This is a genomic window from Sphingobacterium sp. E70 (genome assembly GCF_019285695.1).
GTDB classification, from domain to species: Bacteria; Bacteroidota; Bacteroidia; order Sphingobacteriales; family Sphingobacteriaceae; genus Sphingobacterium; species Sphingobacterium detergens.
The window spans coordinates 2,986,493-3,007,576 of record NZ_CP079104.1; the positions used below are offsets into that span (position 1 = coordinate 2,986,493).

The following is a 21,084-nucleotide window of genomic DNA, read 5'->3' on the forward strand; positions in this document are numbered from 1 at the left end:
GCTAATTCGCTGAAATTGAGAAAAATTATTTTTTAAGCGACCTTAGCCAACAGCATATGCAAGCATATATTCATTGAATTTTTCATAATGTACCTCAAAAGTCTGGTGGGTCTGGTTGCTGTCCAGATCAAGTTTCAAGACACCTTGTTTTTGGTATTCGAAGGGTTGTATGGTCATGTTGTTTAAGAAAGAGACACCTGAATTCCCCTGAAGTTTATAGATTGCCTCTTTGGCACACCAACAGGCATACAACTGCTCGTATCGTGTATCCCCTGTGAAATAAAAGCAAGTTCAACGGGTTTGAGAAACTTATGCTGGATCCGTTCAACTTTCGTCTTGATAATTTCCATATCTATCCCTACTTCTCCTTCGGTACTTATCATTGCTGCGGCATAGTCAAAAGAGTGCGAAAGTGATATTTTCTGCGGGAAATTGGCAAGGTAAGGTTTACCGTTAGCATCAGAAGGGCAGTCAATATAACGTGAAGTATTTAGTAAGGTCCGCAACAACACACGCGTAGCAAGCCAATGTAAGCGCCGCTCCCCTTATTAAAAGAAGCTAATTTGGCCTTCTCACGCTCATCCAACTGAAGTTTGGACAATAAATCATCATCCGATTCTTCAATCCGCCAAATGGCAAATTTGGTTTGGCTATCTATTTCACGTAAATACACTAGACTCATACCCAAATTTAAAAAACAAATCGCAAATTATCGCACACTCAATGCCAAGCGATTTGAAAAGTTGATTAGCATGTCTGAAAAGAAGAGGACAAAATCAATTTGAGCGGATTGCTGAGATTAGCGTTAATAGCATTTGAAAAACGGGCTGCCGCTCGTCTTTGAAATGATCAAATGAGGCTGATCCGAACCCGACGGAGCGAATTATCAATAAAAACGAGCACTTTAAATAAAAAATAGCGTAAAAATTTGTGTGAGAACCGTATTTTTGAATTTATATAGCATGGCCTGATGCTCTTGCTATCTTGATACACATGATTTTATCGGATAAAAGAATTCTTGAAGAGATTGAAAATGGCAGCATTGTCATTCAACCATTTGATCGTAAGTGCTTAGGAACAAATTCCTACGATGTGCATTTGGGTAAATATTTAGCAACTTACGCAGATCGCGTTTTGGATGCCAAAAAACACAATGAAATTAATCATTTTGAAATTCCAGAGGAGGGTTTTGTATTGGAACCTAATACCCTTTATTTAGGTGTCACTCAGGAATATACAGAAACGCACAAACATGTTCCTTTTTGGAAGGAAAATCGAGTACTGGTCGTTTGGGAATTGACATCCATGCGACAGCTGGTAAAGGAGATGTGGGCTTTTGCAATACATGGACATTGGAGATATCTGTTGCACAACCCGTGAGAGTCTATGCAGGTATGCCAATCGGTCAATTGATTTATTTTGCTGTAGAAGGCGAGATAGAGACTTTTTACAATACAAAGGGTAATGCAAAATATAATGGCAAGACTATCCGTCCTGTCGAATCCATGATGTGGAAGAATAGTTTCTAAAATGAAAAACGTCGGATGGGTTATTTTAGGGATGCTATTGATTGTCTTAGTCAGTGGGTTGCTCTATTATTTTGTCCATCCGATGTTTGGCGGAAGCTTTAAAGGTGCGCGATTGGAGCGGATGAAGCAATCGCCTAATTTCAGAAATGGTGTATTTCATAATCTTGAGGTGACACCATCCTTGAAGAGTGATGTAAACATCGTCTCTTTAATGTGGGATTTTCTTTTCAACAAAAAAACGGGACTGAAGCCATTGGATGCATTACCGGCCATGAAATGTGATCTAAAAAACTGCCGTTACAAGATATTCTGGTGTGGTTTGGCCACTCATCTTATCTCCTGAAGATTGATGGTAAATTATTGCTTGTCGACCCTGTATTCAGCGAAAATGCCTCGCCCGTTCCGGGGAGTAACAAAGCGTTTAAAATCGCAGTGAATTATACAGCAGCAGATCTCCCAAAATAGATTACCTATTTATTTCCCATGATCATTATGATCATCTTGATTATGAGACCATAATCAAACTGCGTGAGAAGGTAGGTAAAGTCATCTGTGGTTTGGGGTAGGAGCGCATTTCGAATCCTGGGGTTATAAAGCAGAACAAATTGTCGAAGGCGATTGGTATGATCAGATAAATCTTGTGCCTGATTTTCAGGTAACTTTTACGCCCGCTAGACATTTTTCCGGACGTAGAGTCACGAGAAACAATACCCTTTGGACTTCCTTCGTCCTGAAGACTTCAAAATATAATTTATTTTTAGGAGGCGATAGTGGTTATGGAAAACATTTTAAGACAATCGGTGAACGGTTTGGTCCATTTGACCTGGCTATTTTGGAAAATGGGCAGTACAATGATGCTTGGCATTATATTCACTCTTTACCCGAAGAATGGGGCCTTGAAACCAAAGATCTACAAGCCAAAGTTACACTGCCTGTCCACTCTTCAAAATTTGCTTTGGCCATGCACGGATGGAAAGAGCCAATGGAAAAGTTTTATGAAACCGCTCAAAAGGAACATAGTAAACTTATTACCCCGAAGATAGGAGAACTGGTTCATCTGAATAAATTAGATACCGTATATTCCCCTTGGTGGCGGGAGGTTAATTAATTATTGCTTGTTCTTTTCAGCAATCCACAACGACATATATTTTGTGCTCTGTACCGTGTGATGCAGGAGTATCTGGCTAATAAAATTCTGCTGCCGATGTTTATCCAATTGTACTTTAAGTAAAGATAGATTGGTCATGAAATCTGCTTGATATTTTCGTTTTTCATAACGCTCGTTGATGATATGAATGCCATTGGTCTGTGCTGTTTTCCAGGTGATCTTATCGTTATAAAGTTCCACTGTTTTTTGACAGAATTTCTCAGGATCATCTTCAATAAAGCCATTCCAGCTTAGGTTACCTCTCATCGCCTCAGCACCAATGGACGTGGTGATGGAGGGAGTCCCTGTTTGCATTGCATCGATAAATTTGCCCTTTACACCAGCGCCAAATTGGATTGGGGCAACCAGTAGTCTGTAATTGGACATAGTGAGCTTTGCAGAATCAGCTCTTCCCTTGATATGAAAATTCTCTCGGGGTTATGCAGCTGAAGTACTTTTTGGGTGGGATAAGCTCCATAAATGTGTAATTCTACTTTCGGAAGCATTTTCCGAAGAATTGGCCAAACTGTTGTCTTTAGATATTGCACGGTATGCCAATTCGGCTCATGGATGAAGTTGCCAATAAATAGCAGGTCTTTTCGCTCTTCAAATGGTTTCCAGGCATTAATATCGGTAGCAGTAATCTCATTTTCAAGAAAAGGGAGATAATATAGAATATCGGGTGAAATGCGGAATACTTCTGTTAGAATTTTCATTTCGGACTCCGAAATGATTAATGATAAATCGCATCGTAATATCGAAGCAATTTCTCTTTTGCTGTGTCGGTAAATAATTCCTCGAAGGAAAAATCGTCTTTGTTTTTAATACAAGTTTGTCGTGCTTGTCTTAAGAAATGCAGATCCTCGGTGTCAAGTATCCGTAGAGCATCAGGACATTGCTGAGCCACCCGCCAACCGTATTGTTCCTCTACCATAAAGCGGTCAAAGACGACAATGTCAGGTTGTAGTGCTGCAATAAATCCGTCAAAACTATCACTGTTCAATACAATGGATTGTTCATCAACACCTAATGGTTTTAATGCGGCACTATAGGGAGACTTCGCGGCGGCGGAAGCAAATGTAATTTGATAGGAACGATCCAGGAATGTCTCGATCAGTTGCATCATCCGAAAGCCGGCAGCTGATGATGTTGGCTCTGGCCACACCAGTCCGATAAACAAAACCCTTTTCTCTTTCATGGGCGAAAATTACAGATTAATGTCAAAAGAATTGACGAAAACTTAACAATTTATCATTTTCAAACGATTAGCTTTATTTCGTGTTTATAATACGGTTGGTTATTATACAATAAACGATAATATGGGCAAGACTATTGTTCAACGCATTCGACATTTTTCGCCAAAGACCTATTGGAAGGAGCTAATAGCTGTTTTGGTCATTTTGTTAGCCTTTGTTTTTTTAGAAATGAAAGAAAAGAGCTAGCTGCCATTATTCCACAGTTAAAGGCGGCAGATCTGACTTGGGTTTCGGTCGGCATTGGTATAACCCTGCTCTATGTCCTATTGCAAGGCCTGATGTATGTGCAGAGTTTCAAAGCCATTGGTCTTTCAATCAGTTTGAAAATTGCCATAGATCTATTCTTAAAAAGAAACCTGCTCAGTGTATTCCTCCCAGCAGGTGGTATTAGCTCACTTGCCTATACCACCACGCAGTTGCGAAAGAGGAATCTAAATACGACACAGATTCATCAGGCTGGTGCCCTTTATGGTTATGTGGGACTACTAACCGTTTTTCTGATCGGTGTCCCCGTGATATTATATACCATTTGGGACAATAAAAATTTTGGAGATGCTTGGATTTCATTACTGATTTTGGGAGTGCTTTTGGCCGTTGTGTTTTGGTTGGTATGGTCCTTTCGTACGCATAAAGGAATCTATCGATGGGTGGAATTAAAATTTCCGGCAGTTGCCTCCAATATAGACGAGATATTTTCTGGAGAAGTGAAGATGAAATATCTCTTGGGGACGGTATTGGCTTCAATCGTCGTGGAGTGCTGTGGGATAGCGCATGCTTTTGTCAGTATGTATGCTTTGGGCTTGGATCATTCCTTTGAGGCGGCAGCTATCGCCTATACGGTATCAGTGGTTTTGATGATTGTATCCCCTTTTTGAGAGGATTGGGGCGGTGGAACTAACTATGCTATATATCTTCAAAGCATACGGCTACGGTCAGGCCGAAGGTTTGGGTATAACCATTCTTTATCGGGTATTCGAATTCTGGCTGCCGCTATTGTTAGGATTAATCGCTTTCGCTTGGCGCGGTAGGCAGCTTTTAGCGCGTGTAGGACCAGCCTTGTTGATCTTCTTTTTGGGTATGGTCAACATTGTTTCGGTACTGACGCCTCCGTTGGCGGATCGCATGAAGCTAGACCGGTTTTATTTACCTCTCGAAGCTATCCACGCATCTAAGTTTATGGTATTTGTTCTGGGAGTAGGTTTATTGGTTACCTCAGCCTATTTGATCAAGGGCTTTCGCGTGGCATTCTGGATAGCTGTTGTGTTCAGCGCGCTTTCTTTATTTGGACATGTGTTTAAAGCATTGGACTATGAGGAAGCATCAGTAGCCCTGTTGACCCTTATCTTTTGGGGATTAGCTATAAACAGTATCCAATTAAAAGTAATATTCGCTGGATAAGGATTGGATTCGTAACATTTGCGGTCGGATTGATTGGGGTCTGTTTATTTGAGATATTAAGCTTTTACTTTATTGATAAACAGCATTTTGGTATTGAGTTTACTTGGCGACAGTCTATTTATCATACCGTAAGAAGTTTTCTGTTATTCGCTGATGATGATTTGATGCCACATACCAATTTTGGACAGGAATTCATGCGGATTACGCAAGTTTTGGGGATTTTTGCTGGTTTCTACTCATCTATGCGCTCGCTCGCCCACGCTTGATCACCGACGAGGATTCGAGTAAGTCTGAACTAGAACGGGCACAACAGCTGTTGGACGAATTTGGGCAATCAGCGATGGATTTTTTCAAATTGGGGAAGGACAAGTATCTTTTTTCTCCGAGATTTCTGAGGGTTTTACAGCTTATCGACTAGCAAATGAGTTTGCAATTGTATTGATGAGCCAGTCTGTGAACAAGGCGATAAAGAAGAACTGGTTGAAGAGTTTGACCGGTATTGTTATGCAAATGGATTAAAGGCTATTTATTATCGGGTTGATGAAAATAGTCTGGTTCATTTCTCATCGCTTCGAAAACAAAAGATAACAATCGGCCAAGAGGCTGTTTTGGAATTAGAGACATTTACACTGGAAGGAAAAGACCGTAAATCACTTCGTAATGGACTTAATGCAATTCAGAAAAAGGGTTTACCACGGCAGTATTGAAAGCGCCGCAGCAACTAGCGATGTTGGAAGAGCTTAAGGCCATTTCTGACGAATGGCTGAGAGAATTTGATAAAAAGAAATGGTCTTTTCACAGGGGATGTTCAATGCCGAAACGCTCGTCGAGCAGGATATTATTGTCCTTAAAAATGATAGTGACAAAATCGTGGCCTTCCTGAATATTATTCCTGATTATGCCAAGGATGAATGTACTTATGATATGATCCGAAAGTCGCTGGAAGCACCAGGAGGCAGTATGGATGCACTAATAGTTGAGATGATCAGCTATGCAAAAGCCCAAAATTATAGTTATTTGAATATGGGAATGGTTCCCATGACTGGGTTGGAAACAACAGATAGTCCGGCAGAAAAGATTATGAAATTTGCTTCCACACGGTTAGGAAACTTCAAACATTATCATAGTTTGCGCGATTTTAAAGAGAAATATGCGACCTTTTGGGAAAACAAATACCTTATCTTTGATAATGATTTTGATCTGATACAGCTCCCTGTTGCATTAGTTAAGGTGATGAAACCTAATGATTAATATACTTTGGAGCCTTATTTAGCAAGTATTACTGATCCTATGAAGAAGTTGACCGTTTTATTTATCATTGGTTGCATGGCATTTCATGCCCTCGCCCAACAACGTTTGATCGAAATGAAATATTGGAATAATAAAGCAGTATTACCTCTGGTGCTTTACTTGAGTGGAGATGGTGGATTCAATTCTTTTTCAAATAAGATATGTCAGTTGATTGCTGATGCGGGTTACGCTGTGGCTGCTATTGACTCCAAGAACTATTTTTGGAAGAAAAAGACCGCCAAGGATATCGCCGCGGATATTTCGAATACACTCAAAAACCTTATTTTGGCAAGACAGAACCAGCAGCTTTTTATTGTGGGCTATTCTTTTGGAGCAGATGCAGTACCTTTTATCATAAACCGTATTGATCCCTTAGTAAAGAAAAATGTGCGAAGCATCGTACTGTTGGAGCCCTCAGTGTCCACAGATTTAGAGATTCATATCGCCGACATCTTAGGACGGAGTAATACTAAACGTAGCCTTGACGTTGTTGCCGAGATTAATCGGATAGAGGGGATTAAAACGAGCATTGTTTTGGGAGATGATGAGACCGAATTTCCGGTAGAAAAGATTCGATTGAAAAACTTTAACAAGAAATATCTTTCAGGTGGACACCATTTTAGTGGCAATGCAGATAAAGTGGTTAAGACAACCCTGTCTCTTTTTAGTATTTCTTATCCTAGATCAAATAAATTGATAAAAAGACCCACTATTTTTGAATTAGTTTTTAAATAGAGAAGACACATGGAATTAGGAATAGGAATGTTTGGTGACTCCAGGATAGATCCGCTACAGGTCAGATCCAGGCTGCACAGGATAGAATGAAAGAAATTATTGAAGAAATCAAACTGATGGATCAGGTCGGGTTGGATTTCTTTGGTATCGGTGAGCACCATCGGGAAGATTATGCTGTCGCTGCTCCCGAAATTATACTGGCGGCGGCTTCTACAGTGACCCAAAAAATCAAGTTGGGTAGTGCTGTTTCGGTATTGAGCTCGGCTGACCCTGTCAAATTGTTTCAAGATTTTGCAACAGTCGATCTGTTGTCCGACGGTCGGGCAGAGCTTATGGCAGGTAGGGGCTCGTTTATTGAGTCATTTCCACTATTTGGATATGATTTGAAGGATTATGCGGATTTGTTTGAGGAGAAACTGGAACTATTACTTCGGTTGAATAAACAGAATCCAGTGACTTGGCGTGGAAATTTTAGAGCTCCTTTGATCAATCAAGAAATTTTCCCACGACCAAAGAATGGATCTTTGCCAATCTGGGTTGCAGTAGGGGGACCACTTCATCTGTTATCCGTGCCGGAAAACTGGGTTTACCTGTCATGTTCGCAATTATTGGGGGATGTATGAAAGTTTCGACCATTTGTTTGAAATGTATCGCCACGCTTATGAAGATAATGGACACGATATGTCAAAATTTCAAGTTGGTGTTCACATGCATGCTTTTTTGGTGATAACAGTGCGCAGATTGCCGACTATTATTATCCGATCTACTCGGCACAGATGAATCGGATCGGAGCAAGTCGCGGATGGCCACCCTATCAAAAGACACAATATGACTTTGGCAGATCGTCTCGGGGCATCTTATCGTTGGTGATGCAGAATATGCCGTGGACAAAATTTTGGAGATCCATGAGAAATTTGGATTGACCCGTTTCTCGGCACACATGGACGTTGGCGCACCCGGACATAAAGAAATGTTGCGGTCTATTGAGATCTATGGCGAAAAAATAGCACCTAAAATTAGGTCGATACTTAATAAAGATAGCTAAAAGAGCGCATTATCATTTTTTTAAGCAGAGATATTACCTACCTTTGTCAGTAAATTATTTTAGATAGTAGAATGCTTGGACTTAAGTTGTTGACAGATCCGCGATGGGCAAATATCGCTGAAGGAAATTTGGAGGAGATTCTGACAGATCATGCTTGGTGTGAACAGAAAGCCGCTTCAAATGCAATATCCTTGATCACAAACAACTCAGAGCATGAGGATTTGGTTCATGAATTGACAGCTATAGCCATTGAAGAAATGGAGCATTTCAAAATGGTTGTTGACATTATCAAAGAACGGGGCTACACATTGGGGCGTGAACGGAAAGATGACTATGTCGGTCAGCTGATGAAATTCTCCAAAAAAGATGGCAGCCGGAATATGGCTTTTATAGACAGACTACTATTTGCTGCCATGATCGAAGCGCGTAGCTGTGAGCGGTTTAGGTTTTATCGCAAAATATTCAAGATAAAGATCTAGCGCAATTTTATTATGATCTGATGGTGTCTGAAGCAAACCATTATACCACATTTCTGAATTTTGCAAGGAAATATTCCGTGGATGTCGATGTGGACAAACGTTGGAAAGAATGGTTGGATTTTGAGGGTAAACTGATCCAGTCTTACGGAAATAAAGAGGCCATACATGGCTAAAGGATAGCAAATCTACCTATTTTAAAACACATACATAACAGTTGTCCCGTTCTATTTTCTTTAGAACGGGATTTTTTGTCACTTAATTATTCTTATCTTTGTACCGTGATTGAAAAAAGTAAAATAATAGATATCAGGAGTTTGTCTTTGAGTCAGATCAAAGATCAACTGACCGCGCTGGGTGAGCAAGGCTTTCGTGCAAAGCAGATTTACGAGTGGCTATGGGAAAAATCCTGTGTAGATTTTGATCAAATGAGTAATTTGAGTAAGCCCCTACGCGAAAAGCTGAAAGAAAATTTTACGATTAATGCTGTCAAAGTTAAGGAGTCGCAAATCAGTTCAGACAAGACGATAAAAAGCAGTTTTAGGCTTTATGATGGTAATATCATAGAAGGTGTACTTATTCCTGCCCCGAACGTATGACCGCCTGTGTTAGTTCGCAAGTCGGCTGTAGTTTGACCTGTAAATTCTGTGCGACGGGTTATATGGATCGAAAACGTAATCTTAATGCGGATGAAATTTATGATCAAGTGGTGCTCATCAGTAAACAAGCTGAGGAAAATTACAATCAGCCGCTGACGAATATTGTCTATATGGGTATGGGCGAACCGCTGTTGAACTATGCCAATATGATGAAGTCTGTTGAGCGTATCACAGCTCCAGATGGTCTTAATATGGCTGCCAAGCGAATCACCGTATCTACCGCCGGTATTGCGAAAATGATCAAAAAATTGGGTGATGATCAGGTGCGTTTTAACTTGGCTCTTTCGTTACATGCAGCCAATGATAAAAACGGAATGAGATTATGCCGATCAATGAGCAGAATTCCTTAGCTGCATTGGCGGAAGCACTGAAATACTTTTATGCGAAGACGAAGAGCCCAATAACATTTGAATATATTGTTTTCAATAATTTCAATGACGAATTGGAGGACGCAAAGGAACTTGCTAGATTCTGTAAGCATGTGCCTTGTAAAGTAAATTTGATTGAGTACAACCCAATTGCTCTTGCTGACTTCCTGAATGCGGAAGCTGATAAGATCGATGTATTTGCCAACTACCTCAAAAGCCAAGGCATCATTACCAATGTAAGAAGAAGCCGAGGAAAAGATATTGATGCTGCTTGTGGACAATTGGCAATAAAAGACAAGGATAAGGAGACTTCAGAGGCGTAGTTTACAAGATTGTTGGTATCTTTAACTGAGGGAGTTACCTGTATGCAATTTGATCTACGAAATATTCTGGGTGATTTTGTCGCCATATTCTTTCCCAAGGAATGTGCGTGCTGCGGTTGTGCGCTTAAATATCAGGAAAAATATATCTGTATTGCCTGCGATTTCCATTTGCCGTATACCAATTTTCATACTTACTCGGATAACGATACTGCCAGGCAGCTTTGGGGAAAGTCCCTATCGAAGAAGCTTGCTCTTTTATACTCCTACAAAAGGGGAGTCGTGTGGAGCGTTTAATTTACCAGATTAAATACAATAATCAACCCTTTTTGGCCGAATATTTTGGTTATCAGTATGGTCTCAAACTGCTTGAATCGGAGCTATATCGGGGTTTATCTGCGATTGTTCCAATTCCTTTGCACACGAGTAAACTCAGGAAAAGAGGATATAACCAATCCACATATTTTGGGCAAGGCCTATCTCGGGCAATGAATATTCCTTTGCGGGATGATGTACTGAAACGTCAACGGGCGACAATGACACAAACAGGTAAAGACCGTCTATCACGTTATGAAAATGTAGAAGATGTATTTGTCTGTAGACAGCTTTCACAACCGTTGGGAGAACATGTTTTACTTGTTGATGATGTTCTAACAACCGGTGCGACAATCGTTTCGGCTACACTTACGCTGCAGGAATCGTGGGGATGTAAGGTCTCGGTGGCGACTTTGGCTCGTGCCCAATAATTGCCTTTGACAGCCCATGATGAAGCTATCGTTGATCCAAGCGCTCTAAAGTATTAAATAGTTCTGAGTACATGAAGAAGATCTTCTACACTCTTCTGTTTACGTAATTCAATAGATAGGCAAACCCCGCCATACCAATACCTACAGAGTCAGCAAATAAATCCCACCAATCACCACTACGGTAAGTAAAAATATAAAGCTGAAGTAATTCGGTCAATCCGGCAAATGAAAAGCCTAGGAATGATACAATGAAAATAGGGATCCAACGTGTTGGTTTTCCTCTAAATTGCTGAATAACACCGTTATACAAGAGGGTGCAGAAAACGAAAAACATACCTGCATGAACGAGTTTATCCATGCCAGGGTAGCTAGGCACTGTGTCAAAATTATTTCCGGGAAGCGTACACAAAACAATAACTATGATGGCCCAAATAAAACACCATTTATAGTCCAGTAGGATTTTAATCATGGGGATAAATATCCAAAAATTTCCTGATAGAAATGAAATTTAAATAATTTTAAAAATTATTGCACTGATAATCAGTTGATTATTGTGTTTATTTTGTTTTATATGGTACTATGTATTGCATGGTACCATAAAATACATATATCTTTGTATTGTTATGATAGCTGAAAATACACAAATCCAAATGAGGAAGGGGATACTTGAATATTGTATCCTATCCATAATTTCTCGAGGAGAAATTTATGCCTCCGATATTATCAGCGAACTGAAGAAAGCCCAATTGTTGGTTGTGGAAGGAACCTTATATCCGCTTTTAACACGTCTTAAAAATAATGGCTTGTTGAGTTATATATGGAAGGAATCGACTTCAGGTCCGCCTAGAAAATATTATGAAATTACCCAAGAAGGGCTCGATGTCCTTTCAAGATTGGATGTTACCTGGAATGAATTAGTGTTTGCTGTAAACACATCATTGGTAGGTAGAAACAATGATTCAACTAAACCAGTTAAAGACAATAGCGATGAATAAGACAATAATTATCAATATAAATAGCATCGTCTTCCATATTGAGGAAGATGCCTATGAGGTACTGCGGTCGTACATGATTGATATACAGAAGCATTTTGGTCAATCGGAGGATAGCCGCGAGATTTTGGAAGATATTGAGAACCGTATTTCTGAGATGTTTACAGAGAAGATCCAGGCAGGAAGTAAAGAGGTTCTCAATATGGAAGATGTAAACGCTGTTATTGATCAGATGGGCAGGGTGAGTGATTTCGAATCAGAGGATCAGGACGACTATGCTTCTTTTCGCCGCGAGACAAATTCCGATGGTTTTAAGGTTGGGAAAAAGTTGATGCGTGATCCCGATGATCGCGTTTTCAGTGGTGTCTGTAGCGGGCTAGGTCACTTTTTTTGGTATTGAGGCCAAATGGGTTAGACTACTTTTTGCACTGTTTGTCATCATCGGAGGATCGGGGCTGTTGGTCTATGTCATTCTTTGGATTGTCATGCCACCCGCTATGACCAGGGCGGATAAAATGGAGATGCGGGGCGAAGCGCCGAATATCCAGAATTTTAAGCGCTCTTTTGATGAGGAAATGAGCGGTGTACGTGATACGTTTTCACGCGGACTAGATCGAACCGGAGATGGCGTGACAAAACTGTTGCAAATCATTGTAAAAGCCATTGGTGTCTTTTTGTTATCCTTGTTGGGGCTACACTCATTGGATTGATTATCGGATTAATATTCTTTGCATTAGCTATTGTAAACGTGATTCCTGATGTAATGGACGACTCTGGACCATTCTATTTAATGGAGCCTAATGATGTGCCTTTTGCTTTGATAGCTGGCTTTTTGTCTATATTCATTCCTCTTGCAGGGTTATTTTACTTGCTTCTACGTGTTCTTTTTGAAAAGAAGCCGATGAATAATTATTTGACAACAACGCTCTTCTTGGTGTGGTTGGCTTCTATAGGAGCGATTATTTACTATTCTACTTCAGTAGCAAAAGAATTTAGAGAATCGAGTACCATTGTCGAAGAGAAGCCTCTACAAAAACAATCTGTATACTTTTTGAGTGAAAATGATATTCGGGTAATCCGTTTAAAAAATGGGGTTAAAAGTGGTGTCGGCATAAAAAGTGATAACTTTTCGTCCTATCTGAAACGTGATATCCGGATCCGGATCGAACGTATTGATTCATTGCAGGCTCCCTATGTGCGCTATGAATATTCCGCTAAAGGAAATACCTATAAAGTGGCTACCGATAGGGCTGCCAAAATCAATTATGCCCTTAAACAAGATTCAACTGCACTGATTTTTGATAATGCATTCCAGTTGAGTGAGGGTGAGCGTTATCGGGATCAAGAGGTAAATGTTACATTGTTTTTGCCTGTAGGTACCAAACTGGTGATCAATGATAACCTGGAGGATAAGTTACGTGACATCTCATTTTATGATTGCCGCGACCGATACAATAAAGATTTAAGGAATGTAAGAGATGTCGAATTTGTGGTGACTTCGCTCGGCGTAAAATGTGCCTTGCCAGAAAAGGAATCTGCAGAAGAAGAAAATGATGATTCAGATAGTAATCATATTGTTATTGCTGATACATCCATTGTAATTCGAAGGGATACGATCATCAATGCGAAAAAAGACGGTGTGTCTGTTCAGATAAAAAGAAATAAATCTTTAGAAGTCTTCCGCTCCTATGGGGCGGAAGACAAAATATACAAGCCAATACCATTATGAGGCCTTCATGAGCTTATTGAATCTGCAAAGCCAGATAAATATTTGCCTCGTAGGAACTTCATTGCCTTAAAAAATGATTAACCTAATGAAAAAGTGTTTTTACTGCTTACTGTTAAATTTGTTGATTGTCTCCTTTGTCCAAGCGCAGGTGAAGGTTACGGGAAAAGTGCAATCTGCAGATAGTGTGCCGCTGCCTTTAGCAACGGCCTACCTGATGAAAGTCAATTCTGCTGTTGTCCTAAAAGCTGTCGGGACGAATGAATCAGGAGAATACCAATTTACAGATGTGGGGCCGGGTAGCTATCTCGTCGAAGCAAAGATGGTGGGGTATGCTTCAAATCGAAGTGCCACCTTTGCTATCAATAAGTCCGATCATTCACTTGCAGTGATCCATCTTAATACTGATAACCGAAAATTGCAGGAAGTCATGGTGGAAGGAAAACGCCCAATGGTCGAGAGTAAGCCTGGCAAGTTGATCCTAAACGTAGAGAATTCTCCATTAGCAGCGGGCAACAATGCTTTGGATATTGTGCAACGTGCACCTGGTGTGAGCCTCGATAACAATAATAATTTGCAGTTGATGGGGCAATCGGGGTAGCGGTTACCATTGATGGAAGACAGACTTACATGTCTGGCGAACAGTTGCTTAATTTTCTGAAAAGTACAGATGGCAATCAAATTAAATCTGTGGAAGTGATTACGACCAGAGCCGCAAAAGATGATGCCGAGGGAGCTGTGGGAACGATTAACATTGTCCTTAAAAAGAATCGGATGGAGGGGTTTAACGGAGCCTTTAATCTGACAGCGGGGCATGGTGAAAAGTTCCGCGGAAATAGTTCCCTTTCATTGAATTATAAAAGGAATAATACCACGCTATTTGGATCATATGCTTATTCTGATGAGAAATCTCATCGTAAGTTGTATATCGATCGTGTCATACAGAATGGTGGTCAGAAGAAATATTTCAATCAAAAATCAACATTGGATGAAGACGAACGTAATCATTCTTATCGTTTCGGTGTTGAACAAAAGACATCTTCAAGAAATACGTTGACCCTGCAATTCAATGGATCTAACAATACCGAATGCAATGACAATAATAGTAAAACTAACATTGGTACAGCTGTTTCCGTTTATGATACAATATTAAGCTCTTCGTCTTCTTTCAAAGAATTGTTTGATCGTTATTCGGCTAATCTCAATAATGAGTTTAAGATAGATTCCAATGGACGGAAACTGACTGTTGACTTGGACTGGAGTAAATTTAGGAGCAGTAAACGTGTTACTTATCTCAATCAATATGCTGATCTCAATAGTAAACCAATTGGTCCTGCAGAAAATGAACGTAGTGGAATGCCAATTGGTATTGACATCTATGTTGCAAAATTCGACTATGAACATCCCTTATCAAAAAAATCAAAGCTCGAGATGGGGCTAAATATTCAAATGTAAAGTCTGATAATGACCTCCTTTTCGAAAAGCTGCAGAATGATTCTTGGGTAAATGATACGACACGGACAAACCATTTTGTATACAAAGAGCAAATCGTGGCTGGTTATCTGGATTATAATACCAGTATCGGAAAGTGGAGCCTTAAGGCAGGTGTGAGGGGAGAATATACGATTTCGGACGGTAATTCTCTTACGACAAGTAAACGTGTGAAACGTGATTATTTTCAACTTTTCCCCAATGCTAATTTGACCTATTCGCTAAATGAAAACCATATACTCTCATTAGGGTACACCAGAAAAGTGACGCGCCCTAATTATCGACAATTGAACCCATTTGACTATTATATTGACAAGTTGACCTTTGAGCGTGGAAATCCTTATTTAAATCCTCAATTTTCCAATGAGTTCACATTAAACTATACGCTATTGCAACGTTATAATGTGACACTGGGAGTTAATGATGTGAAAGATGCAATTGTCGAAAGCATGGGACAGGATTCGGTCAAAGGTGAAACCTGGGTCATTCGAGAGAATTTAGGGCGGAACCTGAATTCCTATTTAAACCTCAATATTCCTGTGACTGTGTCGAAGATCTGGAGTATGAACAACAACATCACTGGAATCTATTTTGATTTCGATGGTATGATTTCGGGTATCCAGGTCAAACGGAAATCATTTCTGCTTCAAGCGAATTCTATGCATAACCTAAAATTAAGTAAGAGCCTTTCTGCCAATGTTAATTTACGTTATTTCTCACCTTTCAAATATAGTGTATATGATCTAGAAGGACGATGGGATATGGAAGTCGGTGCGACCAAAACATTTAAGGATCAACGAAGCTCATTAAAACTAGCTGTTAGTGATTTGTTCAATACAGGTAATCAGAATTTACTCACTACTTTTGGCGAATTTGATTCTAAGATCAGGCAGCGTCAAGATCGCAGGGTAGTACGATTGACCTACTCGTATAAATTTGGTAATCTTAAAAACAATTATCGTAAAAAGGATACGAGTAACGAAGAGAAAGATAGGGCTCAATAGAAAGAAAGCTTAATAAAATATGTGGTAACAAAAAGAGGGCAGTCCAATTAAATGGACGCCCTCTTTTGGTTTATACTAACTACTAAAAAATATACTTCGTACTCAGGAAGTTGGACTCATTTTCGCTAACAATCTCATTTAGGAGTTTTTTGTTTTCCTCGGTAAATTTGGCAGCGACCAATGAACGGATGGAGAACGAGCGTAATGCATCTACCACAGATAATGTTCCTCGGCGCTATCTTTTCTTCCGGTGAATGGGAAGGTATCTGGACCGCGCTGACATTGGCAATTGATATTGACACGGCTAACCTGATTGACCAATGGGTCGATTAAAGATGAGACTACCGCCGCATTATTGCTGAAAATGCTCACCTGCTGTCCATGAGATGAACCGATGAGGTATTCGATAGGCTCTTCCAGATCATCAAAAGGAACAACAGGGATGACAGGTCCAAACTGTTCTTCTCTATAAAGCTTCATCTGTGAATTTACTGGATAGACAATAGCAGGATAGAAAAATGATTCGGCAACCTGACCGCCGTTCTCATTCACTACTTTTGCACCATAAGCTTTCGCATCTTCGATACATTCAGTCAGATAAGCGGGTTTATTAACTTCTGGAAGTGGTGTTAAGGATACTCCTTTCTCCCATGGCATTCCATATTTAAGTTTGCTCACTTCGGCAGAGAGACGTTTTAAAAATTCTTGTGCTAAACTGCGGTGTACATAGATTATTTTCAATGCTGTACAACGTTGTCCGTTGAAAGATAACGAACCCAATACAGTCTCGGAGACAGCTAGATTTAAATCGGCATCTTTTGTAATAATTGCTGCATTTTTGGCATCCAATCCTAAAATTGCACGCAATCTATTTACTTTTGGATGTAACTTTTTAAGTTCGTCAGCTACACGGCTTGAACCGATTAAGGTCAATACATTGATCTTGCCGGATTGCATCAAACTAGGTACGATCTTGTTGCCTCGACCATAGATCGTATTAACTACACCTTTTGGAAAACTTGTTCTAAAAGCTTCTAATAAAGGGTAATGTAATAGCGTTCCGTGTTTAGGTGGTTTGAACAACATCGTATTCCCCATGATCAATGCAGGGATCAATGTTGTAAAAGTTTCGTTTAATGGGTAGTTGAATGGTCCCATACATAAAACAACACCTAAAGGAGATCTTCTGATCTGTGCAATGATACCTTGTTCAATCTGAAAACGTGATGAATCGCGGTCAATATCTTTTAGTGCATCGATTGTCGCATAGATATATTCTACTGTGCGGTCAAATTCCTTTACAGAGTCTGCATAAGACTTGCCGATTTCCCACATAATAAGCTTGACAACAATGTCCTTCTTGGCAATCATCTTTTGTGTGAAATTTTCAACACAGGTAATACGATCGGCAACACTCATTGTTGGCCATTCTCCACGTCCGTTGTCGTATGCTTTTACAGCAGCGTCAAGGGCTTCGATGGACTCCTTTTCTGTACAAACAGGAAAGCTGCCGATGCGCTTACGTTTCAAGCCATCCTTGGTCTTCACACAAATCGGTGAAAATACCTCGTTTACTTGACCCGTCCAAGAAATCATTTCTCCATTGGAAAGGAACTCTCTTTGATCGACCTGTTCGTCCAGTGTAAATTCTGCGGGAATGTCTTTCTCCTCGTAGAAGATACCTTCTAAGTTTAAGCTCATTGTTTTTAAAAAATGGTTTAGATTGATATTTGTAATGATATTGCTAATATAATATAAATTTTACAATATATGTTAATTTTTTATTAAAATTAGTTTAGGTACTAGTGTTTTCATTACGATCCATGCAATCAAATAGGCAATCGCGCAAAAGAGAAGATGATAAAATATCCTGCTTCCTCACCTTTAAAGCCCATGAAGGTCATTTGCGTTTCCTTGGCATAATCGAACAACCATCCTGATGTTTTATTGATGATAAAAGCACCAACGCCACCCGCAAGTCCACCGATTCCAGTAACCGTTGCAATGGAACGTTTTGGGAATGCATCTCCGATTGTAGAAAAAATATTAGCGGACCATGATTGGTGCGCTGCGCCTGCAAAACCGATCAAGATTACAGGTATCCAGTAGGATATATGTCCCAATGGTTGTGCCAGGAGAACCACTAATGGAACAAAGGCGAATAAAAGCATGGCTTTCATACGACCTTCATAGGCATTCATACCTTTCTTATCAACGAAATAGGTCGGTAACCAGCCGCCATAAATGGAAAGCATTGTAATTGCATAGAGCACGAATATAGCCAGCTGTCCTTCAGTATCGGACGATTTTATATCGTATACGGCGGAGAGGTAGGCTGGCATCCAAAATAGGAAAAACCACCAAACACCGTCTGTCATAAATTTTCCGAAGACAAAGGCCCAGGTTTGTTTGTATTTAAGGCATTCAGAAATTGTTGTTCTTGGGACTTTTGTATTCCCCTGTAGTTCCGGCTGCTGCTCGTGATCATCCTGATTGATATAGGCTAATTCCGCAGCATTTACTTTCGGATTTTCATCAGGTTTTTATAAAGAAAGATCCAGAAACCCATCCAAACGAATCCTAGGGCACCAATAATAATGAATGACATTTCCCAGCCCCAATGTGCGGCGATAACAGGGATGGTCAAAGGTGCAGCCAGGGCACCTATTGTTGCTCCTGAGTTGAAGATACTTGTCGACAGCGCCCGATCTTTCTTTGGGAAGTACTCGGCGGTAGCTTTGATTGCCGCAGGAAAGTTTCCTGCCTCTCCAACGGCGAGGATAAAGCGGGCAAAGATAAATAGGTTGACACTGACGCTAATGACAAGACCCGCATTGTTAACGTGAGAAATCGCTTCTTTTGCGCCCTCAAAGCCTACAAACCATTCACCAGCGACAATACCGGAGGTTGCGATGCCACAAAAAGCGTGCAATATGGCGCCAATAGACCAAATGCCAATAGCCCATAAAAATCCTTTTTTGTATCCATCCAGTCTACAAACCGACCTGCAAAAAGCATACTGATGGCGTAAAAAATCGAAAATAAGGCCGTAATATTACCGTAGTCTGTATTTGTCCAATGGAATTCGGGGCTAATAAAATCTTTCCAGGTCAAAGAGAGTACCTGACGGTCTAAATAATTGATCGTAGTAGCAAAAAATAGTAGGGAGCAGATTACCCAACGGTAATTTCCCTTTTTCTCCGTATTCATCATAATAGGTTTATAATTTTGTTTTTAAGTTTATCGTGCTTTCGACACGAACTCGAGTGCTAGCTTTGTGTTTTCAGCTAGTCGGTCGGTATTTTTGGATCGATCAGCTTGCTGCCCATACCAACAGCACATACTCCTGACTTGAACCATGTTTTTAAATTTTCCATTTCGATCTCTACACCCCTGTAGGCATAAATTTTTGACCTTTAAAAGATCGCGTATAGATGACATAAAGGCTGGCCCCAAGATATTTGCCGGAAACAATTTGATGAGTGCGGCTTTTTGCTGTTGAGCAGTATAAATCTCAGTCGGTGTCATACAACCCGGAATCCAAAGTTTATCTTGTTCATGTACGAGCGCTCCAACCGCAGGATTGACCAGTGGTGCAACGATAAAATCTGCACCGATTTGGAGAAATTGCGTTGCGTCTTCGACGGATTTAATGGTACCTATACCCAGATAAAGATCTGGCATCTCAAGGTCTCTCACGGCGAGCAAGCTTTCGAATACACTTAGTGCTTCAGGCCCACGGTTCGTAAATTCAAAAACACGTATTCCTGCCTGATATAAAGTGCGGAGAATATCAATGCTCTCTTCTTTATCATGATGGAAGAACAAAGGAAGCATCCCTGTTCAATAATCTTTTCTAATACTTTCTCTTTCAAACTCATGCTATCATTCTATTTTTTATATCTTCAACAGTACTTGTTGTGGCATCGCTGGGAATAAATAGTTTGTCAAATGCAGCGAGCGTTGCAAACTCCAGTGTCTCCGTTGGCGAAAGGTTGGAATACAGGCCATAGATCAGGCCCGCCATAAAACAGTCTCCACTACCTACTTTATCCAAAATCTCTGCCGAGCGGAATTCCGATGATTCAATTAAATTACCCTGATTAAATAGGGTGGTATAATATTTTATTCCCTTGGATTCATAGTCGAATCGGAAGGTATTGGCAACATATTGACACAGCGGGTTGTTCGCTATGATCTCCTTGCTTGTTTGCTCTGCCTGCCGTAATAATTCCTCTTCTTCGTATCCTGCTGACTGTGTGATGAACTTACTGTCGAGCTGCGTGCCAAGCATTTGATGTGCAGCCCAGATGTTGCCCATAATTAGATTACAGTGTTTTGCGATCTTTGGCATAATGTCTTTGGGATCCTTACCATATTTCCAGAGCTTTGAACGGTAATTAAGATCTAAAGACACAAAAATCCCTTTTTCTTGCGCCACATTAACAGCTTCAAGGCAGAGGTCGGCAATGTCTGCACTGATCGCAGGACAGATCGCAGAGAAATGGAACCATTGAACACCCGAAAATGCCTGATCCCAGTCTATACTGCCTACTTTTAGGCTAGCAAATGAGGAGTTGGCCCGGTCATAGATTACCCCTGCGTTTTTCAGATCTTTTCCTTTAGGTAGATAATAAATTCTAGCCTATCTCCTGTCCATTGCATGGGAGAGGTGTCTATATTTTTTCGTTTTAAATAGAGATCAATTGCTTCACAGATTGCATTGTGAGGAATGGCTGATAGATAAGACGATGGCACTCCCCAGAGTGCCAATGCCGTAGCCACATTTAATTCTGCTCCTCCAATATAGAAGGGTAGTTGATGCTGTTCAATCCAATCCTGCTCGATGTCTGGACAGATCCGCAGCAACAATTCGCCGAAACTTAATACTTTACCGTGCAT

General features: G+C 40.3%; 34 protein-coding genes and 4 pseudogenes. 23 read left to right on the top strand and 15 right to left on the bottom strand.

Features of this window, described 5'->3' with window-relative positions:
• Window positions 1-42: 42 nt before the first annotated feature.
• Genes KUH03_RS21225 through KUH03_RS21235 form a run of 3 tightly spaced genes read right to left on the bottom strand, consistent with a single transcriptional unit; the run spans window position 43 to window position 682 of the window.
• Window positions 43-252, bottom strand: a complete 210-nt coding sequence (locus KUH03_RS21225) for a 4'-phosphopantetheinyl transferase superfamily protein (RefSeq protein WP_257096339.1) — start codon at window positions 250-252, stop codon at window positions 43-45.
• Window positions 183-509, bottom strand: a complete 327-nt coding sequence (locus KUH03_RS21230; protein WP_257098128.1) for a 4'-phosphopantetheinyl transferase superfamily protein — start codon at window positions 507-509, stop codon at window positions 183-185. The genes KUH03_RS21225 and KUH03_RS21230 overlap by 70 nt, the downstream gene beginning before the upstream one ends.
• Window positions 491-682 (bottom strand): hypothetical protein, encoded by a 192-nt coding sequence (locus KUH03_RS21235; RefSeq protein ID WP_257096340.1) that lies wholly within the window; start codon window positions 680-682, stop codon window positions 491-493. Before KUH03_RS21235 ends, KUH03_RS21230 begins: the two co-directional genes overlap by 19 nt.
• Before the next feature lie 311 nt (window positions 683-993).
• Here KUH03_RS21235 and KUH03_RS21240 point away from each other — a divergent pair.
• The 5 genes and pseudogenes from KUH03_RS21240 to KUH03_RS21250 all read left to right on the top strand — a co-directional run.
• Window positions 994-1,364, top strand: a pseudogene (locus KUH03_RS21240) (dCTP deaminase); the annotation flags it as partial.
• A 12-nt stretch (window positions 1,365-1,376) separates the two neighbouring features.
• Window positions 1,377-1,529, top strand: coding sequence for a hypothetical protein (locus tag KUH03_RS48895; protein WP_373564945.1), 153 nt, complete (start codon window positions 1,377-1,379; stop codon window positions 1,527-1,529).
• 1 nt (window position 1,530) lies between these two features.
• Window positions 1,531-1,872 (top strand): hypothetical protein, encoded by a 342-nt coding sequence (locus KUH03_RS21245; protein ID WP_257096342.1) that lies wholly within the window; start codon window positions 1,531-1,533, stop codon window positions 1,870-1,872.
• Window positions 1,873-2,005: 133 nt separating this feature from the next.
• On the top strand, window positions 2,006-2,095 hold the full coding sequence (locus KUH03_RS48900; RefSeq protein ID WP_373564833.1) for a hypothetical protein: 90 nt from the start codon (window positions 2,006-2,008) through the stop codon (window positions 2,093-2,095).
• Complete coding sequence (locus tag KUH03_RS21250) at window positions 2,080-2,637, top strand: MBL fold metallo-hydrolase (RefSeq protein ID WP_257097183.1); 558 nt, start codon at window positions 2,080-2,082, stop codon at window positions 2,635-2,637. The genes KUH03_RS48900 and KUH03_RS21250 overlap by 16 nt, the downstream gene beginning before the upstream one ends.
• Here the strand turns inward: KUH03_RS21250 and KUH03_RS21255 are convergent, their stop codons facing one another.
• The 3 genes from KUH03_RS21255 to KUH03_RS21265 are packed head-to-tail and all read right to left on the bottom strand — an operon-like array spanning window position 2,638 to window position 3,874.
• On the bottom strand, window positions 2,638-3,063 hold the full coding sequence (locus KUH03_RS21255) for a glycosyltransferase family 4 protein (protein WP_257096344.1): 426 nt from the start codon (window positions 3,061-3,063) through the stop codon (window positions 2,638-2,640).
• Window positions 3,012-3,392 (bottom strand): hypothetical protein, encoded by a 381-nt coding sequence (locus tag KUH03_RS21260; protein ID WP_257096346.1) that lies wholly within the window; start codon window positions 3,390-3,392, stop codon window positions 3,012-3,014. Before KUH03_RS21260 ends, KUH03_RS21255 begins: the two co-directional genes overlap by 52 nt.
• A 17-nt stretch (window positions 3,393-3,409) precedes the next feature.
• Window positions 3,410-3,874 (bottom strand): hypothetical protein, encoded by a 465-nt coding sequence (locus KUH03_RS21265; protein WP_257096348.1) that lies wholly within the window; start codon window positions 3,872-3,874, stop codon window positions 3,410-3,412.
• A 171-nt stretch (window positions 3,875-4,045) separates the two neighbouring features.
• Here KUH03_RS21265 and KUH03_RS21270 point away from each other — a divergent pair, with 171 nt between their 5' ends.
• The 11 genes and pseudogenes from KUH03_RS21270 to rlmN all read left to right on the top strand — a co-directional run bounded on the left by KUH03_RS21270 (window position 4,046) and on the right by rlmN (window position 10,226).
• Window positions 4,046-4,807, top strand: a complete 762-nt coding sequence (locus tag KUH03_RS21270; RefSeq protein ID WP_257096350.1) for a lysylphosphatidylglycerol synthase domain-containing protein — start codon at window positions 4,046-4,048, stop codon at window positions 4,805-4,807.
• A gap of 13 nt (window positions 4,808-4,820) precedes the next feature.
• Entirely contained in the window at window positions 4,821-5,330 is a 510-nt protein-coding gene (locus tag KUH03_RS21275; RefSeq protein WP_257096352.1) for a hypothetical protein, read from the top strand.
• Between the two features lie 29 nt (window positions 5,331-5,359).
• Window positions 5,360-5,596: a hypothetical protein gene (locus tag KUH03_RS21280; protein WP_257096354.1), complete on the top strand. Its 237-nt coding sequence runs from the start codon at window positions 5,360-5,362 to the stop codon at window positions 5,594-5,596.
• A gap of 210 nt (window positions 5,597-5,806) precedes the next feature.
• Window positions 5,807-6,037, top strand: a complete 231-nt coding sequence (locus tag KUH03_RS21285) for a phosphatidylglycerol lysyltransferase domain-containing protein (RefSeq protein ID WP_257097185.1) — start codon at window positions 5,807-5,809, stop codon at window positions 6,035-6,037.
• Between the two features lie 79 nt (window positions 6,038-6,116).
• Complete coding sequence (locus KUH03_RS21290; protein WP_257096356.1) at window positions 6,117-6,581, top strand: phosphatidylglycerol lysyltransferase domain-containing protein; 465 nt, start codon at window positions 6,117-6,119, stop codon at window positions 6,579-6,581.
• Between the two features lie 39 nt (window positions 6,582-6,620).
• Window positions 6,621-7,355 (top strand): virulence factor, encoded by a 735-nt coding sequence (locus KUH03_RS21295; RefSeq protein WP_257096357.1) that lies wholly within the window; start codon window positions 6,621-6,623, stop codon window positions 7,353-7,355.
• Window positions 7,356-7,441: 86 nt separating this feature from the next.
• Window positions 7,442-7,978: an LLM class flavin-dependent oxidoreductase gene (locus KUH03_RS21300; protein ID WP_257096359.1), complete on the top strand. Its 537-nt coding sequence runs from the start codon at window positions 7,442-7,444 to the stop codon at window positions 7,976-7,978.
• Between the two features lie 260 nt (window positions 7,979-8,238).
• Window positions 8,239-8,400: a hypothetical protein gene (locus KUH03_RS21305; protein WP_257096361.1), complete on the top strand. Its 162-nt coding sequence runs from the start codon at window positions 8,239-8,241 to the stop codon at window positions 8,398-8,400.
• Window positions 8,401-8,471: 71 nt separating this feature from the next.
• Window positions 8,472-8,879, top strand: coding sequence for a tRNA isopentenyl-2-thiomethyl-A-37 hydroxylase MiaE (gene miaE / locus KUH03_RS21310; protein WP_257096363.1), 408 nt, complete (start codon window positions 8,472-8,474; stop codon window positions 8,877-8,879).
• A gap of 20 nt (window positions 8,880-8,899) precedes the next feature.
• Complete coding sequence (locus KUH03_RS21315; protein WP_257096365.1) at window positions 8,900-9,052, top strand: tRNA isopentenyl-2-thiomethyl-A-37 hydroxylase MiaE; 153 nt, start codon at window positions 8,900-8,902, stop codon at window positions 9,050-9,052.
• Window positions 9,053-9,160: 108 nt separating this feature from the next.
• Window positions 9,161-10,226, top strand: a pseudogene (gene rlmN, locus KUH03_RS21320) (23S rRNA (adenine(2503)-C(2))-methyltransferase RlmN).
• 54 nt (window positions 10,227-10,280) lie between these two features.
• Here the strand turns inward: rlmN and KUH03_RS21325 are convergent.
• Window positions 10,281-10,415 (bottom strand): hypothetical protein, encoded by a 135-nt coding sequence (locus KUH03_RS21325; RefSeq protein WP_257096367.1) that lies wholly within the window; start codon window positions 10,413-10,415, stop codon window positions 10,281-10,283.
• Between the two features lie 32 nt (window positions 10,416-10,447).
• Between KUH03_RS21325 and KUH03_RS21330 the strand changes: the two genes are divergently transcribed.
• The gene (locus KUH03_RS21330; protein ID WP_257096390.1) at window positions 10,448-10,969 is read left to right on the top strand and encodes a ComF family protein; all 522 of its coding nucleotides are present in this window, start codon (window positions 10,448-10,450) and stop codon (window positions 10,967-10,969) included.
• An 85-nt stretch (window positions 10,970-11,054) separates the two neighbouring features.
• On the opposite strand, the gene KUH03_RS21335 is transcribed toward KUH03_RS21330, so the two are convergent.
• A complete protein-coding gene (locus KUH03_RS21335) occupies window positions 11,055-11,345 on the bottom strand; it encodes a VanZ family protein (RefSeq protein WP_257096393.1) in 291 nt (96 codons plus the stop codon).
• Window positions 11,346-11,592: 247 nt separating this feature from the next.
• Between KUH03_RS21335 and KUH03_RS21340 the strand changes: the two genes are divergently transcribed.
• From KUH03_RS21340 to KUH03_RS21365, 6 genes and pseudogenes are all read left to right on the top strand, one after another.
• Window positions 11,593-11,964, top strand: coding sequence for a PadR family transcriptional regulator (locus KUH03_RS21340; protein WP_120260448.1), 372 nt, complete (start codon window positions 11,593-11,595; stop codon window positions 11,962-11,964).
• Complete coding sequence (locus KUH03_RS21345) at window positions 11,957-12,361, top strand: PspC domain-containing protein (protein ID WP_257096395.1); 405 nt, start codon at window positions 11,957-11,959, stop codon at window positions 12,359-12,361. The genes KUH03_RS21340 and KUH03_RS21345 overlap by 8 nt, the downstream gene beginning before the upstream one ends.
• 58 nt (window positions 12,362-12,419) lie before the next feature.
• Entirely contained in the window at window positions 12,420-12,671 is a 252-nt protein-coding gene (locus tag KUH03_RS21350; protein WP_257096396.1) for a hypothetical protein, read from the top strand.
• Window positions 12,668-13,690 carry a hypothetical protein gene (locus KUH03_RS21355; RefSeq protein WP_257096398.1) on the top strand — a complete coding sequence of 341 codons (1,023 nt, stop codon included), beginning with the start codon at window positions 12,668-12,670 and terminating at the stop codon, window positions 13,688-13,690. Before KUH03_RS21350 ends, KUH03_RS21355 begins: the two co-directional genes overlap by 4 nt.
• 148 nt (window positions 13,691-13,838) lie before the next feature.
• Entirely contained in the window at window positions 13,839-14,288 is a 450-nt protein-coding gene (locus KUH03_RS21360; protein ID WP_257096399.1) for a carboxypeptidase-like regulatory domain-containing protein, read from the top strand.
• Window positions 14,289-14,461: 173 nt separating this feature from the next.
• Window positions 14,462-16,182, top strand: a pseudogene (locus KUH03_RS21365) (outer membrane beta-barrel family protein).
• A gap of 82 nt (window positions 16,183-16,264) precedes the next feature.
• Here KUH03_RS21365 and KUH03_RS21370 read toward each other — a convergent pair.
• From KUH03_RS21370 to KUH03_RS21405, 7 genes and pseudogenes are all read right to left on the bottom strand, one after another.
• Window positions 16,265-16,399 carry a hypothetical protein gene (locus KUH03_RS21370; protein WP_257096401.1) on the bottom strand — a complete coding sequence of 45 codons (135 nt, stop codon included), beginning with the start codon at window positions 16,397-16,399 and terminating at the stop codon, window positions 16,265-16,267.
• Window positions 16,393-17,883: an NADP-dependent glyceraldehyde-3-phosphate dehydrogenase gene (locus KUH03_RS21375; RefSeq protein ID WP_257096402.1), complete on the bottom strand. Its 1,491-nt coding sequence runs from the start codon at window positions 17,881-17,883 to the stop codon at window positions 16,393-16,395. The genes KUH03_RS21370 and KUH03_RS21375 overlap by 7 nt, the downstream gene beginning before the upstream one ends.
• 128 nt (window positions 17,884-18,011) lie before the next feature.
• Window positions 18,012-18,680 (bottom strand): MFS transporter, encoded by a 669-nt coding sequence (locus KUH03_RS21380; RefSeq protein WP_306429779.1) that lies wholly within the window; start codon window positions 18,678-18,680, stop codon window positions 18,012-18,014.
• Window positions 18,681-18,700: 20 nt separating this feature from the next.
• Window positions 18,701-19,395 (bottom strand): annotated as a pseudogene (locus tag KUH03_RS48905) (MFS transporter).
• 27 nt (window positions 19,396-19,422) lie between these two features.
• On the bottom strand, window positions 19,423-20,019 hold the full coding sequence (locus KUH03_RS21395; protein ID WP_257096406.1) for a bifunctional 4-hydroxy-2-oxoglutarate aldolase/2-dehydro-3-deoxy-phosphogluconate aldolase: 597 nt from the start codon (window positions 20,017-20,019) through the stop codon (window positions 19,423-19,425).
• A gap of 40 nt (window positions 20,020-20,059) precedes the next feature.
• Window positions 20,060-20,821: a PfkB family carbohydrate kinase gene (locus KUH03_RS21400; RefSeq protein WP_306429780.1), complete on the bottom strand. Its 762-nt coding sequence runs from the start codon at window positions 20,819-20,821 to the stop codon at window positions 20,060-20,062.
• Window positions 20,791-21,084: a PfkB family carbohydrate kinase gene (locus KUH03_RS21405; RefSeq protein ID WP_257096407.1), complete on the bottom strand. Its 294-nt coding sequence runs from the start codon at window positions 21,082-21,084 to the stop codon at window positions 20,791-20,793. The genes KUH03_RS21400 and KUH03_RS21405 overlap by 31 nt, the downstream gene beginning before the upstream one ends.

What these genes read in the sequence shown, in the direction of transcription:
- KUH03_RS21265 (WP_257096348.1), bottom strand. Translation starts at nt 3,874, where the DNA reads ATGAAAGAGAAAAGGGTTTTGTTTATCGGACTGGTGTGGCCAGAGCCA.
- KUH03_RS21235 (WP_257096340.1), bottom strand. Translation starts at nt 682, where the DNA reads ATGAGTCTAGTGTATTTACGTGAAATAGATAGCCAAACCAAATTTGCC.
- KUH03_RS21325 (WP_257096367.1), bottom strand. Translation starts at nt 10,415, where the DNA reads ATGAAAATTGGTATACGGCAAATGGAAATCGCAGGCAATACAGATATA.
- miaE (WP_257096363.1), top strand. Translation starts at nt 8,472, where the DNA reads ATGCTTGGACTTAAGTTGTTGACAGATCCGCGATGGGCAAATATCGCT.
- KUH03_RS21315 (WP_257096365.1), top strand. Translation starts at nt 8,900, where the DNA reads ATGGTGTCTGAAGCAAACCATTATACCACATTTCTGAATTTTGCAAGG.
- KUH03_RS21345 (WP_257096395.1), top strand. Translation starts at nt 11,957, where the DNA reads ATGAATAAGACAATAATTATCAATATAAATAGCATCGTCTTCCATATT.
- KUH03_RS21375 (WP_257096402.1), bottom strand. Translation starts at nt 17,883, where the DNA reads ATGAGCTTAAACTTAGAAGGTATCTTCTACGAGGAGAAAGACATTCCC.
- KUH03_RS21405 (WP_257096407.1), bottom strand. Translation starts at nt 21,084, where the DNA reads ATGCACGGTAAAGTATTAAGTTTCGGCGAATTGTTGCTGCGGATCTGT.
- KUH03_RS21260 (WP_257096346.1), bottom strand. Translation starts at nt 3,392, where the DNA reads ATGAAAATTCTAACAGAAGTATTCCGCATTTCACCCGATATTCTATAT.
- KUH03_RS21340 (WP_120260448.1), top strand. Translation starts at nt 11,593, where the DNA reads ATGATAGCTGAAAATACACAAATCCAAATGAGGAAGGGGATACTTGAA.
- KUH03_RS21245 (WP_257096342.1), top strand. Translation starts at nt 1,531, where the DNA reads ATGAAAAACGTCGGATGGGTTATTTTAGGGATGCTATTGATTGTCTTA.
- KUH03_RS21300 (WP_257096359.1), top strand. Translation starts at nt 7,442, where the DNA reads ATGAAAGAAATTATTGAAGAAATCAAACTGATGGATCAGGTCGGGTTG.
- KUH03_RS21255 (WP_257096344.1), bottom strand. Translation starts at nt 3,063, where the DNA reads ATGTCCAATTACAGACTACTGGTTGCCCCAATCCAATTTGGCGCTGGT.
- KUH03_RS21395 (WP_257096406.1), bottom strand. Translation starts at nt 20,019, where the DNA reads ATGCTTCCTTTGTTCTTCCATCATGATAAAGAAGAGAGCATTGATATT.
- KUH03_RS21290 (WP_257096356.1), top strand. Translation starts at nt 6,117, where the DNA reads ATGGTCTTTTCACAGGGGATGTTCAATGCCGAAACGCTCGTCGAGCAG.
- KUH03_RS21295 (WP_257096357.1), top strand. Translation starts at nt 6,621, where the DNA reads ATGAAGAAGTTGACCGTTTTATTTATCATTGGTTGCATGGCATTTCAT.